The organism is Pseudomonas sp. Root569, from assembly GCF_001427465.1.
Taxonomy (GTDB): domain Bacteria; phylum Pseudomonadota; class Gammaproteobacteria; order Pseudomonadales; family Pseudomonadaceae; genus Aquipseudomonas; species Aquipseudomonas synxantha.
The window spans coordinates 56,613-69,688 of sequence record NZ_LMGQ01000027.1 but is presented as its reverse complement, the minus strand read 5'-3'; the positions used below and the strand labels follow the sequence as shown (position 1 = coordinate 69,688).

Genomic DNA, 13,076 nt, shown 5'->3' with positions numbered 1-13,076 from the left:
ATATAGCTATAAGCTGCCAGGGAGCAGCAGCGCACCAAAGTTGTGTAGATACCTATGCCCCGATGAGGGAGTGTCAGCAAGCACATCTGTGACTGAGCCGCCGCCATTGGGGGCAAACCCCCTCCCACATTGCATCGCGTTGGCAGTCAATCCAGATAGGGCTGCAGGTCGCGCCGGAACACCTTCAATACCTCGGACAACTTCAACCAAGGCTCCTCCAGATCGGCGCCGCGCTGTTCGCGCGCACATTTTTCCAGGGCCATGCACGCCTTGGCCAGTGGCAGGGCATCCACCAGCGAGCAAATACCCTTGAGCCGGTGCAGCGCCGCATTCAAGCGCGCAACGTCACGCTCGGCCAGGGCGCCCGCCAATACCTCATGTTCGTGATCCAGGCTCTTTGCCAGTTCCTGCAACATGCTGCGCAGCACCGGCCCGTCGGCCTGGGTCATGGTGCGCAAGGCCTGGATGTCGAACGAGCGCTGCGACGCCACGCGGGCCAGCACACGGGTCCAGTGCTCCAGGGTCACAGGCTTGACCAGCAGCTCATCCATGCCAGCCTCCTCGCAGCGTTGTAGCTCATCGTTCATGGCGTTCGCGGTACAACCGATTACGGCGCAACGGGACCGTTGTTGCCCGGCTTCGATGCGCCGGATCGCCTCGCTCAAGGCATACCCGGACATGCCCGGCATCTGGCAATCGGTCACCACCACGTCGAAATGTTGCTCACGCCAACGTTGCAACGCGGCGTCGGCTGAATCCAATGCAATCACCTGATGCCCGAGGAACTGCAACTGCTGGGCCAGCACCAGGCGATTGGCCGCCAGGTCATCGACCACCAGCACCGAGAGGCTGCGCCCCAGGGGTGGCAACGTTGCGGTCGGCGTCGCCGGCACATCATCGGTGCTGACCCGATCCAGGCGCAGGTCAATGCACACCACCGTGCCCTCGCCCACCACGCTGTCGAGGTGAATGCGCCCGCCCATCAACTCCACCAATTGCTTGCAGATACTCAGGCCCAACCCGGTACCGCCATGTTCCGCCGTGGTCAGTGCGCTCACCTGGGTAAACGGCTTGAACACACGCGGCTGCTGCTCGGCGCTGATCCCCGGGCCGCTGTCCTCGACGCAAAGGTGCAGATACTCGGCGTCGTTCTCATCGCGCTGGCAACTGACACTGAGGCGAACCCCCCCCCGCTCGGTAAACTTCAACGCGTTGCCCAACAGGTTGTGCATGACCTGGCGCAAGCGCAGCGGGTCGAACCAGTAATAGCCCTGGGCGGCCGGATCAAATGCCAGGGTCAAATGCAGACCCTTTTTTTGTGCCGTAGCTTCGAACAGGCGCTGGATGCCTTCAAAAAAGCCCTTCAACTCGACGGTCTGCGGAACCAGTTGCAGGTGACCGGCCTCGATCTTGGCCAGGTCCAGGCTGTCACCCATCAAGGCGATCAGCTCCCGTGCCGAACGATGGGCCACCTGCAGCGCTTCAGACACCGCCTGGCCGCTTGCCAGGCAGCGCTCTTGTTCCAGCTCGAGCAAACCAATGATGGCGGTCATGGGTGTACGAATCTCGTGGCTCAAGGAGGAGAGAAACGCACTTTTGGCGTAGTTCGCTTCGTCGGCGGCCTGGCGGGCATCCATCAGTTGGTGCTCCAGGTCTTTGCGTTCGCTGATGTCGATCCAACCGCCCAGCAGCCCCTGCAAGCGGCCCTGGGCGTCGAAGAAGGGCACGGTCCACTGGTAGACGTGCAAGCTGCCGCCGTTGAACTCCAGCTGCCGATCAACAAACAACGGCTGTTGCGTGGCCAGTTGTTCCATGTGTCCTGCGTGCAGGCGCGCCGCCGTGGCTTCGGGCATTACCCTGCTCTCCATCAGCGTGAGGCCCTGGATCAGCTCCAGCCGGGTCGCCAGTTGCTGTTCATAACTCTTGTTGCAGGTCATCAGCCGCCCGGCCAGGTCGCGGACGAACAACGGATTGGGCATGCCATCGAGCAAGGCGCGCTTGAACGCCAATTGGTCATTGAGGCGCTGCTCGGCTTCCAGCCGCTGGCGGATCTGGCGCTTGAGCCGGCTGTTCCACACCAGCGACACCAGCACAAACAACAGCGCCGTGGCCACCGTCCAATAAGCCCATGGCGGCACCCGCTGCCAGGCCGGCAACGGAATCGCCACGGCGCCGATCCAACGCAGGCGCAACGCGCTCAACTCGGCCACCGGCAAGGCCTCCAGGGCTTTGTTCAGGATGCTCAACAGCTCAGGCTGATCCTTGCGCACCGACAGGCAGTTTGACGACCACTTGCCATCGACACTGCGGCCGATTCGCAAACCGTCCTCGGTATAACTCTGCACCTCCACTTCGGTCTGCACGGTGGCGGCCGCTTCACCCCTTTGCACCAACTCACGGGCCTGGGCGTAATTGTCCACCAGCCGCAGCTCGATCCGGGGGTACATCTGGCGGATATCATTCTCCAGCACATGGCGCGCCGGCAGCGCCAGGACCTTGCCCTCCAACTGCTTCAAACCGGTCAGCGGCGCCGTATCGGCGCGTTCGACAAACACCCAGCCGGAGCCGCCAAAACCGTGGCTGAAGTCGAGCAACGCCCTGCGTTCCTGATTCGCCGCCAGGGTGGTGTTCATCTGCGCCCTGCCCGTTTCCAGCCACTCCAGGGTTTGCGCGGTGGAATGCACTTCTTCGATGACAAACTGCAAACCGGTCATGCGCGAAATGCGATGCAACAGGTCGACGTTCAAGCCCACCCAGTGACCGTCCTTGTCCTTGAATATGTAGGGCGACATCTGTTGGGCCACTACCACGACATGGGGATGCTGCAATAACCAAGTGCGTTCCGAGGCCGACAGCGCAACACGCTCGCCGCTGAAACCGACGCCGAGCCCGGTGGTCCAGCGTGCGAGGATTTCGCGCTGCACCGACTCGTCGATACTCGCCAGGGCACGGTTCATCATCGCTCCCAGCAACGGCTCGGCCGCACGGGTGGCGAAGGCAAAACCGATGGGGGCCAGCCGGCTCTGCTCCTTGATCTGCAAGCCCAGATAAGGCCGCAGCGACTTATAGGCCCGAACAATCACTTCATTGCCGATAAACGCATCGGCATCGCCTTGCTTGAGTGCTTCCAGGCCGCTGTAAAGGTTGGGAGCAAGCATGATGTGGCTATCAGGGTAAGCCGCCTGCACGTTATGCACATTGGCGTAGCCGTCGAGCAACACCACTTTCTTGCCCGCCAGATCGTCGTCTTGAAACTCGTCACGACGCAACACCACTACGGATTGATCGGGCATGTAGTCCTGGGTGAAGTGCAACCCGGGGACATCGCGTTCATAGCCATTGGCGCTGGTCAGGATATCGATGGCCCCACTGCGCAGCGCCTCAACCGCCTGGGCCCGCTCGGCAAAGCCCAGTACCTGCATGGGCACCTGCAACCGAGCACCGACCAGGCTCAGGTAATCGGCACTGATGCCCTGGTAGCGATTGCGGTCGCGGGTGATATCAATCGGCTGGTAGTCATCAATGGAAATGCCCACCTTCAATGGTCGGTGCGTCGCCAGCCACTGCTGCTCGGCGGGCGCCAGGGGCAACGGCTCAAGGGGGATAAATGCCGGCACCAGTTTGAAGGGCAGGCTGACGGCCGCCAGGCCTGCCGGTATTTGGGTAAGCCACAGCATGCACATCAGCCGCCATGTCCATTGGATCAAAACCTGCACCGATTGGATTTCCTTGATTGGGCAAGTGAGCAAGTATGGCTCGCCAAAATAAAAAAGCCCGTCACGAGGACGGGCTTGGCCGACTGCAAAAGCGATATTTGCCGGATGAATTCGGATCAAATGTGAGAGGAACAGCAGATAGATGCCTCTCAATATTCAGGCCGAACTATCGATCAGAGCGGCTTGCCGCGATTACCGTGCTGGCTGACAAACGCCTGCACAGCCTTCAGGTCGTTAGCCAGCACGGTGCAGCGCTCTTCACGCTCGAACAGGTCGACCAAGTGCTCCGGCAATTCCAAGGCCTTGCCAACACCGGCCTTCTCCACCGCCTCGGGGAACTTGACCGGGTGCGCAGTGCCGAGGATCACCATCGGGATGTCCAGGCTGCGGCGGCATTCGCGGGCGGCCTTCACACCGATTGCCGTGTGCGGGTCGAGCACTTCGCCGGTCTGGGCATAGACCTCAGCAATGGTTTCGCAAGTCTGCGCATCGTCCACGGCCAGGGAGTCGAACAGCTTGCGGGTTTCGGTCCAGCGTTCCTCATCAACGCTGAAACCGCCACCTTGCTTGAAGCTGCTCATCAGTTCGGCCAGGGCCGCGCCGTTGCGACCGTGCATGTCGAAAAGCAGGCGTTCGAAGTTCGACGACACCATGATGTCCATGGACGGCGACAGCGTGGCGTGCAGGGTTTCCTTGACGTACTGGTTGCCGCTCATGAAGCGGTGCAGGATGTCGTTGCGGTTGGTGGCGACGATCAGCTGGTTGATCGGCAGGCCCATGTTGCGCGCCAGGTAACCGGCGAAGATGTCGCCGAAGTTGCCGGTGGGTACCGAGAACGACACCGAACGCGCCGGGCCGCCCAGTTGCAGGGAGGCGTGGAAGTAGTAGACGATCTGGGCCATGATCCGCGCCCAGTTGATCGAGTTCACTGCCACCAGGCGGGTGCCCTTGAGGAAACTCTGGTCAGCGAAGCTGTTCTTGACCATTTCCTGGCAGTCGTCGAAGTTGCCTTCGATGGCGATGTTGTGGATGTTCTCACCGAAGATGGTGGTCATCTGCCGGCGCTGCACCTCCGACACGCGCTTGTGCGGGTGCAGGATGAAGATGTCGACGTTTTCGCAGTGCTTGCACCCTTCGATGGCCGCGGAGCCGGTATCACCGGAAGTGGCGCCGATGATCACCACGCGTTCGCCGCGCTTCTCCAGCACATAATCGAGCAAACGCCCCAGCAATTGCAGTGCGAAGTCCTTGAACGCCAGGGTCGGGCCGTGGAACAGTTCAAGAACCCACTCGTTGCCGTTCAGTTGGCGCAAGGGTGCGATGGCATTGTGGGAAAACACGCCGTACGTCTCTTCCAGGATCTTCTTGAAATCCGCATCCGGAATGCTGCCGGTAACGAACGGGCGCATCACCCGGAACGCCAGCTCGTGGTACGGCAGGCCGGCCCAGGAAGCGATTTCTTCCTGGGTGAAGCGCGGCAGGTTTTCCGGCACGTACAGGCCGCCGTCGGTGGCAAGGCCTGCCAGCAGGACGTCTTCGAAATTCAGGGCCGGTGCCTGGCCGCGGGTGCTGATGTAACGCATGACTGGCTCCTCTAAAACATTCTCGAACAGAGGCCGCCAAACAGTCGGGGCCCCTGGAACAATCGGTTAGTTCAGGTGTTCGACGCGAATACGCACCACCGGGCCAACCACACCTTGCAGAGCTTCCAGGGCGTGGATGGCATCGTTGATATGCTGCTCGAGCACGCGGTGGGTCAGCAGGATCATCGGCACCTGGCCGTTTTGCTCCTCGACTTCCTTCTGCATGATCGACTCGATATTGATGCCGCGCTCCGACAGGATGCTCGCCACCTGGGCCAGCACGCCGGGATGATCCTGGGCCTGGATGCGCAGGTAGTAGGCGCTTTCGCAGGCTTCGATCGGCAAAATCGGATGGGCCGACAGCGAGTCCGGCTGGAAGGCCAGGTGCGGTACGCGGTTTTCCGGGTCGCTGGTCATAGCGCGGACCACGTCCACCAGGTCGGCGATCACCGACGAGGCGGTCGGCTCCATGCCGGCGCCGGCGCCGTAGAACAGGGTGGAGCCGGCGGCGTCGCCGTTGACCATCACCGCATTCATCACGCCATTGACGTTGGCGATCAGGCGGTCGGCCGGGATCAGCGTCGGGTGCACACGCAACTCGATGCCTGCCGGGGTGCTGCGCGCCACGCCCAGGTGCTTGATGCGGTAGCCCAGGGCTTCGGCGTAGTTCACGTCGGCAGTGGTCAGCTTGGTGATGCCTTCGGTGTAGGCCTTGTCGAACTGCAGCGGGATACCAAAGGCAATGGAGGCCAGGATGGTGAGCTTGTGCGCTGCGTCGATGCCTTCCACGTCAAAGGTCGGGTCGGCCTCGGCGTAACCCAGGGCCTGGGCTTCGGCCAGTACGTCTTCGAAGGTACGGCCCTTCTCGCGCATTTCGGTGAGGATGAAGTTACCGGTGCCGTTGATGATGCCGGCCACCCAGTTGATACGGTTGGCAGACAGGCCTTCACGGATCGCCTTGATCACCGGGATACCACCGGCCACCGCGGCTTCGAACGCGACAATCACGCCTTTTTCGCGGGCCTTGGCGAAGATCTCGTTGCCATGCACGGCGATCAGCGCCTTGTTGGCGGTGACCACGTGCTTGCCGTTCTCGATGGCCTTGAGCACCAGCTCGCGGGCCACGGTATAGCCGCCCACCAGTTCGATGACGATATCGATTTCAGGGTTGGTGGCTACGGCGAAGACATCGTTGGTAATCGCAATACCGGTCGTTTCGTACTGAGGCTTTGGCGAACGCGTGGCAATTTGCGCCACTTCAATCCCACGCCCTGCACGGCGGGAAATTTCTTCAGCGTTACGCTGAAGTACGTTGAAGGTACCGCCACCGACGGTCCCTAACCCACAGATGCCTACTTTGACCGGTTTCACTGAAGAACTCCCCATGAAACGGCCGACTCAAGGTCGGCCGTGAAAACAGCCGCACAACTGCGGCTCTCAATTAATGACCCGTCGACAGTTCGGCGGGTCATGATCGTCAAAGGCTCGACGATTAATGCTTACTTGGCACCCAGTGCCAGTTTGGCAACTTGCGGCGCCGGCTGGTAGCCCGGAATCACCTGACCGTCGGCCAAAACGATGGCCGGTGTACCGTTCACACCAATGGACTGGCCGAGGGCGAACTGCTTGGAAACCGGGTTGGCGCATTTGGCCGCCTTGATTTCCTTGCCATCGACCATCTTGTCCATGGCCGCTTTCTTGTCGGCCGAGCACCATACGGCTTGCAACTGCTCGTCACCCGGCGAACCCAGGCCCTGGCGCGGGAACGCTACATAGCGCACTTCCACACCCAGCTTGTTCAGTGCCGGTATCTCGGCGTGCAGCTTGTGGCAGTACGGGCAGGTGGTGTCGGTGAACACGGTGATGTGGGTCTTGGTCTCGCCGATGGCCGGGTACACCACGGTTTCAGCCACCGGGATACCGTTGATCAGCTTGGACACGCCCAGGCGCTCGGCCTTCTCGGTCAGGTTGACCGGCTTGCCATCCTTGAGCTGGAACAGGTAGCCCTGCACGATGTACTGGCCATCGGCACTGGCGTACAGCACACGGCTGCCCTTGAGCTTGACTTCATACAGGCCGGCCATGGGGCTGGCGCTGATGCTTTCGATCGGGGTGTCGAGCGCCAGGTTGGCCAGGCTCTTGCGAATGGTCTGCTCGGCCGCATCATCGGCGACAGCAAAGGTGGAAACCAACGCAATGGCTGCGGCGGCAATAATCTGGGTCAAGCGCATGGGAACTCCTGAAGGCAGAGGCAGGGACGGGAGCAGAATATCGATCTGGAACCCAACTCGGGTCGTCCCCTTTGCGAACCGGCAAAGCCTACCACAGTTGGGCCGGGGGGCAGACTGCGGCAGGTAAATTGGGCCGTTTCTGACAGTTTTATCCCCTTGGGTGATGCTTGGCGTGCATGTCCTGCAAACGTGCGCGGGCCACATGGGTGTAGATCTGAGTGGTGGATAAGTCGCTGTGGCCGAGCAGCATTTGAACCACACGCAAATCGGCGCCGTGGTTGAGCAAATGGGTAGCGAATGCATGGCGCAAGGTGTGGGGCGACAGGGCCTTGCCGATTCCAGCCACTTTGGCCTGGTGCTTGATGCGGTGCCAGAAGGTCTGGCGGGTCATTTGCTCGCCGCGCAGGCTGGGGAACAGCACATCACTGGGGCGCCCACCGAGCAATTCGTGGCGCGCATCGCGCATGTAGCGTTCGACCCACACGATCGCTTCCTCACCCATGGGCACCAGCCGCTCCTTGCTGCCCTTGCCCATCACCCGCAGCACGCCCTGGCGCAGGTTGACTTGCTCCAGGGTCAGGCTGATCAGCTCGGTCACACGCAGGCCGCAGGCGTACAACACTTCCAGCATGGCGCGGTCGCGTTGGCCGATGGCTTCACTGAGATCCGGCGCAGCCAACAGAGCATCCACGTCAGCTTCCGACAAAGATTTAGGAAGAGGCCTACCTAATTGCGGCATATCGATTTGTAGAGTGGGATCGGTCGCAATGAGCTTTTCCCGCAGCAGGTAGCGGTAAAAGCCGCGCACGCCGGACAGGAATCGTGCGGTGGAGCGTGGTTTGTAGTTCTGCTCAAGGCGCCACGCCAGATGATCGAGGATCAGCTCACGCCCGGCGTTGATCAACTCAAGGTTTTTGTCCTGCAACCAGCCATTGAACAGGGCCAGGTCGCTGCGATACGCCTGGCGCGTGTTGTCCGACAGGCCTTTTTCCAGCCAGAGGGCGTCAAGGAAACGGTCGATCAAAGGGTGGTCGATGGCGGGCATGGGTACTCAAGGCAGCGCAGCATGGGGCTGTGCGAATTATTTAGTGAACTGTGGCAAGGGCCGCTAGTCTTTCATAGCCCGCTACTTCAAGGAACAGGAAGCTTCAATGAATGAACAACAGATTTTGCTGGCCTTTGGCGGCGTTGGAGTGGCGGCATTGGGTTGCCAATGGCTGGCGTGGCGGCTCAAGTTGCCGGCGATCCTGTTTCTGTTATTGACGGGTATTTTGGCGGGGCCGGTACTGGGCTGGCTCGACCCGCAGGAGATGTTCGGCCCTCTGTTAATGCCGTTGGTGTCCCTGGCCGTGGCGTTGATCCTGTTCGAAGGCAGCCTGACCCTGCACCTGTCGGAATGGAAGGAAATCGGCAGCGTGGTGCATCGCCTGGTCACGGTCGGTGCCCTGTCGACTTGGGCGGTGATCACCCTGGCCACGCACTGGCTGCTGGGCTTTGACTGGATGCTCGCGCTGCTGTTCGGCACGCTGACCCTGGTGACCGGGCCGACCGTGATCGTGCCGATGCTGCGCGTGGTACGCCCCAAAGCCTCCATCGCCAATATCCTGCGCTGGGAAGGCATCGTCATCGACCCGATCGGCGCGCTGCTGGCGGTAGTGGTCTACAGCTTCATCATTGCCCGGGCTTCGGGCGACGGCTTGAGCCATAGCCTGCTGACCTTTGGCGGCGTCATCCTCTGCGGTAGCCTGTTCGGGATCGCCGGCGGCTGGGTACTGGGGCAGATCATGCGCCGCCAGTGGTTGCCGGAATACCTGCATAACTTGGCGACGCTGGCGGGTGTGCTGGGCATCTTCATTGCCGCCAACCAGGTGATGCATGAGTCCGGCCTGCTGGCGGTCACGCTGATGGGCATGTGGATGGCGAACATGAAGGGTGTGGATGTAAGACACATCCTGCACTTCAAAGAAAACCTCAGTGTGCTGCTGATTTCCGGGCTGTTCATCCTGTTGGCGGCGCGCCTGGACCTGAATGCCTTGATCGCCCTGGGTCCATTCGTGCTGATTCTGCTGGTGATCATCCAGTTTATTGCCCGCCCGCTGAACGTGGCTCTCTCGACCTTCGGCTCCGGACTGAACTGGCGCGAGCGTGCACTGCTGGCCTGGATCGCGCCACGGGGCATTGTGGCGGCGGCGGTGTCGGCGATCTTTGCGATCCGCCTGGATGAGGCGGGTCATGAAGGCGCGTTATTGCTGGTGCCGCTTACCTTCGCGGTGATTATCGGCACCGTGGTGCTGCAAAGTGCCACGGCGCGCCCCTTGGCGCGCTTGCTCAAAGTCGCCGAGCCAGCGCCCAGCGGTTTCCTGATCGTCGGCGCAAACGGCCCGGCGCGGGCACTCGGCAAGGCATTGCAGCAATTGGGCAGCCGGGTGTTGCTGACAGATTCAAGCTGGGAAAACATCCGCGCCAGTCGCATGGAGGGCCTGCCGACCTACTTCGGTAACCCTGCCTCCCAACATGCCGAGTCGCATCTGGACCTGGTCGGCCTGGGGCATTTGCTTGCGCTCTCCCCGTCCGGCGAGTTGAACGCCTTGGCGACCATGCGTTTTCGACATGATTTCGGCCAGCGATTGTTCGCCCTGGCCAGCAGCCAGGAGAACCGTCGCACCGACAAACACAAGGCCAGCCACGAACACCGCGGCCACCTGTTGGGCAGCCAACCCCTGAGCTATACCAAATTGGCAAGCCTGCTGGGCCAGGGTGCCGAGCTATATAGCACCAACCTCACCGATGGCTTTGGCTGGGAGCAGTACCAGGCGTTGCACGGGGAGCGCGCCACCTTGCTGTTTGCCCGGGACACCAGCGGCTGGGTACATGTGGTCACGCCCGAGAGCAGCCTGAAGCCCGTGGCCGGCTGGACGCTGCTGGCGGTGATTCAACCGCAAAACAGCACCACTGCGTAATCAGTCGGCAAACCCAGGCAGTACCGGTACAGGGCGTTTGTCCGCGTCAATCGCGACAAAGCTGAACACGCCCTGGATCGCCTTTTCACGGCCATCAGCGCTCATGCTCTCGACAAACACTTCCACTTCAACCTTGAGGCTGGTGTTGCCGACTTTGATCACTCGGCCGATCAGCTCAACAATGGAGCCGGCCGGGATTGCGTGATTGAAGTCGATACGGTCGGTGGAGACCGTCACCAACGGCAAGCGACAGAAGCGCGTGGCGGCGATGAACGACACTTCGTCCATCCATGCCAAGGCGGTGCCGCCGAACAGGGTGTTGTGGTGGTTGGTAGTCGGCGGGAACACGGCCTTGGTCACGTGGGTAACGGACAGGTCGGTGCGGCGCTGGATTTCTTCGAGGCGGGTGGTCATGGACAAATACCGGCAGATAGACAAATTTCAGGCACAAAAAAGCAGCCCGTAGGCTGCTTTTTTCTGCATCGGGAAGCTGGACTTAAGCCAGTTTTTCCTTGATGCGAGCTGCTTTACCGGACAGGTCACGCAGGTAGTACAGCTTGGCTTTACGTACGTCACCGCGACGCTTAACGGCCATGCTGTCGATTTGCGGGCTGTAGGTCTGGAAAGTACGCTCTACGCCAACACCGTTGGAGATTTTACGAACAGTGAAAGCACTGTTCACACCACGGTTACGCTTGGCGATTACCACGCCTTCGAACGCTTGCAGACGCGAACGGTCGCCTTCCTTCACTTTCACCTGAACGACAATGGTGTCGCCCGGGGCAAAGGTAGGGATCTCTTTGGTCATCTGCTCTGCTTCGAGTGCAAGGATGATTTTGTTAGTCATGCTGTGCTCCTAAGGTAAGTCAATGGACCTACCATCGATACGTTGTTAACTATCGTCCCGCGCGAGGATGTATTCCTCGAGCAGCTTCTTCTCTTCTCCAGAAAGCGAGCGGCTTTCCAGAAGATCGGCGCGTCGTTCATAGGTCCGACCAAGGGACTGCTGTAAACGCCAACGCCGGATGTGTGCGTGATTGCCACTTAGCAATACGTCGGGAACACGCTGATCCGCATACACCTCCGGTCGGGTGTAGTGCGGGCAATCCAGCAAACCATCCGTGAAGGAATCTTCCTCCGCAGAGTCCACATGCCCTAAAGCTCCAGGCAGCAGTCGTGTAACCGCATCTATCAGGACCATTGCCGGCAGCTCGCCGCCAGACAATACATAGTCCCCAATCGACCACTCTTCATCGACATGAGCTTCAATAAAACGCTCGTCAATGCCTTCATAGCGACCGGCAATCAGGATCAAACTTTCCTCATTCGCCAGTTCGCGTACCGCCGCCTGTTTCAGCTGACGGCCTTGAGGGGACAGGTAAATCACCTTCGCCTTCTCCCCGGCGGCTGCCTTGGCCTGAACCAACGCATCTTCCAGGGGCTTGATCTTCATCACCATGCCCGGGCCACCGCCAAATGGGCGGTCATCCACAGTGTGATGTCGATCCGTCGTGTAGTCTCGCGGGTTCCAACAGGTAAGCTGCAACAGCCCCTGTTTCACCGCCCGACTGGTGATGCCGTACTCGCTGATGGCGGAAAACATCTCGGGAAACAAACTGATCACTTCAATGCGCAAATTAGCCACGCTTAGAAGTCCGCGTCCCATTCCACCTTCATCTCGCCCGCTGCCAGGTCGACGGCCAACACGCATTGCTCGGTATAGGGCAACAGGCGTTCGCGATCATCCAGGCTGCCAGCGCAAGGCTTGACCACCATTACATCATTGGCGCCGGTTTCCAGAAGATGGTCGATTTTCCCCAGCAATTGCCCGAGTTGATCGATAACCTTCAGACCTTCGAGCTGGTACCAGTAGTACTCGCCGTCGGTCAATTCAGGGAACAGGTTGCGCGGCACGCAGATCTCATAACCGGCCAGAAGACGAGCTTCTTCACGATCATCAAGACCCTTGAGCTTCGCGACCAGGAACTTATCGCTCCCGCGTCCACTGACCAGCTCAACCTGCTTCACACTACCCTCGCGCTTGAGCGTCCAGGTCTTGTACTGCAACAGGTTTTCAGTCGGATCAGTAAAGGAATACACCTTCACTTCGCCGCGAACGCCATGAACAGAGTAAATCTTGCCGATAACGATCAAATCATCAGCAACAGCTGGCGTCGCGTTCATATTGCTCAGGCTGCGGCCTTAGCCGAGTCCTTCAACAGTTTTGCAACGCGCTCGGATGGCTGTGCACCAACGCTCAGCCAGTAGGCTACGCGCTCTTGGTTCACGGACAGACGAACTTCTTGACCACGAGCAACAGGGTTGAAGAAACCAACCTGTTCCTTGTGCGAACCGTCGCGCGGGTTGCGGCTGTCGGTTACGGTCAAGTGGTAAAACGGGCGCTTTTTGGAGCCGCCAAGGGCAAGACGGATTGTTAGCATGTGAACATCGTTCCTGTAGTCGGTGCTGCAAATCTAAATGCACAGCGGGCATAGGTGCCCGAAAGGCCGCATATTCTAAGGAATATCCGGACTTTTGCAAATGTCTTTTTCTGGCGCCTAGTCAGCGTGCCACTCAGATCTGCTA

At 60.2% G+C, this 13,076-nt stretch carries 11 protein-coding genes; 1 reads left to right on the top strand and 10 read right to left on the bottom strand.

The features are described from left to right. Window positions 1-146: 146 nt before the first annotated feature. The 5 genes from ASD70_RS23840 to xerD form a co-directional block, all read right to left on the bottom strand. On the bottom strand, window positions 147-3,716 hold the full coding sequence (locus ASD70_RS23840; RefSeq protein ID WP_056847584.1) for an ATP-binding protein: 3,570 nt from the start codon (window positions 3,714-3,716) through the stop codon (window positions 147-149). A 173-nt stretch (window positions 3,717-3,889) separates the two neighbouring features. Further along, window positions 3,890-5,299, bottom strand: a complete 1,410-nt coding sequence (gene thrC, locus ASD70_RS23835; protein WP_043046863.1) for a threonine synthase — start codon at window positions 5,297-5,299, stop codon at window positions 3,890-3,892. A gap of 66 nt (window positions 5,300-5,365) precedes the next feature. Continuing rightward, window positions 5,366-6,670: a homoserine dehydrogenase gene (locus tag ASD70_RS23830; protein ID WP_043046862.1), complete on the bottom strand. Its 1,305-nt coding sequence runs from the start codon at window positions 6,668-6,670 to the stop codon at window positions 5,366-5,368. Between the two features lie 128 nt (window positions 6,671-6,798). Continuing rightward, the gene (locus ASD70_RS23825; protein ID WP_046069402.1) at window positions 6,799-7,530 is read right to left on the bottom strand and encodes a thioredoxin fold domain-containing protein; all 732 of its coding nucleotides are present in this window, start codon (window positions 7,528-7,530) and stop codon (window positions 6,799-6,801) included. 148 nt (window positions 7,531-7,678) lie between these two features. After that, a complete protein-coding gene (gene xerD / locus ASD70_RS23820; protein ID WP_046069403.1) occupies window positions 7,679-8,575 on the bottom strand; it encodes a site-specific tyrosine recombinase XerD in 897 nt (298 codons plus the stop codon). Window positions 8,576-8,681: 106 nt separating this feature from the next. Here xerD and ASD70_RS23815 point away from each other — a divergent pair, with 106 nt between their 5' ends. Next, window positions 8,682-10,490, top strand: coding sequence for a cation:proton antiporter (locus ASD70_RS23815; protein WP_056847583.1), 1,809 nt, complete (start codon window positions 8,682-8,684; stop codon window positions 10,488-10,490). Here ASD70_RS23815 and ASD70_RS23810 read toward each other — a convergent pair whose 3' ends face one another. From ASD70_RS23810 to rpsP, 5 genes are all read right to left on the bottom strand, one after another. Then, a complete protein-coding gene (locus ASD70_RS23810) occupies window positions 10,491-10,904 on the bottom strand; it encodes an acyl-CoA thioesterase (protein ID WP_046069405.1) in 414 nt (137 codons plus the stop codon). Window positions 10,905-10,986: 82 nt separating this feature from the next. Next, complete coding sequence (gene rplS, locus ASD70_RS23805; protein ID WP_003175895.1) at window positions 10,987-11,337, bottom strand: 50S ribosomal protein L19; 351 nt, start codon at window positions 11,335-11,337, stop codon at window positions 10,987-10,989. A gap of 45 nt (window positions 11,338-11,382) precedes the next feature. Continuing rightward, complete coding sequence (gene trmD, locus ASD70_RS23800) at window positions 11,383-12,156, bottom strand: tRNA (guanosine(37)-N1)-methyltransferase TrmD (RefSeq protein ID WP_173664496.1); 774 nt, start codon at window positions 12,154-12,156, stop codon at window positions 11,383-11,385. Then, window positions 12,138-12,674, bottom strand: coding sequence for a ribosome maturation factor RimM (gene rimM / locus ASD70_RS23795; protein WP_003175898.1), 537 nt, complete (start codon window positions 12,672-12,674; stop codon window positions 12,138-12,140). The genes trmD and rimM overlap by 19 nt, the downstream gene beginning before the upstream one ends. Window positions 12,675-12,679: 5 nt before the next feature. Then, a complete protein-coding gene (rpsP, locus tag ASD70_RS23790; protein WP_003175899.1) occupies window positions 12,680-12,931 on the bottom strand; it encodes a 30S ribosomal protein S16 in 252 nt (83 codons plus the stop codon). Window positions 12,932-13,076: the final 145 nt, after the last annotated feature.

Coding starts and splice junctions, on each gene's coding strand:
- thrC (WP_043046863.1), bottom strand. CDS start 5,299: ATGCGTTACATCAGCACCCGCGGCCAGGCACCGGCCCTGAATTTCGAA.
- ASD70_RS23825 (WP_046069402.1), bottom strand. CDS start 7,530: ATGCGCTTGACCCAGATTATTGCCGCCGCAGCCATTGCGTTGGTTTCC.
- xerD (WP_046069403.1), bottom strand. CDS start 8,575: ATGCCCGCCATCGACCACCCTTTGATCGACCGTTTCCTTGACGCCCTC.
- ASD70_RS23815 (WP_056847583.1), top strand. CDS start 8,682: ATGAATGAACAACAGATTTTGCTGGCCTTTGGCGGCGTTGGAGTGGCG.
- ASD70_RS23810 (WP_046069405.1), bottom strand. CDS start 10,904: ATGACCACCCGCCTCGAAGAAATCCAGCGCCGCACCGACCTGTCCGTT.
- rplS (WP_003175895.1), bottom strand. CDS start 11,337: ATGACTAACAAAATCATCCTTGCACTCGAAGCAGAGCAGATGACCAAA.
- trmD (WP_173664496.1), bottom strand. CDS start 12,156: ATGGGACGCGGACTTCTAAGCGTGGCTAATTTGCGCATTGAAGTGATC.
- rimM (WP_003175898.1), bottom strand. CDS start 12,674: ATGAACGCGACGCCAGCTGTTGCTGATGATTTGATCGTTATCGGCAAG.
- rpsP (WP_003175899.1), bottom strand. CDS start 12,931: ATGCTAACAATCCGTCTTGCCCTTGGCGGCTCCAAAAAGCGCCCGTTT.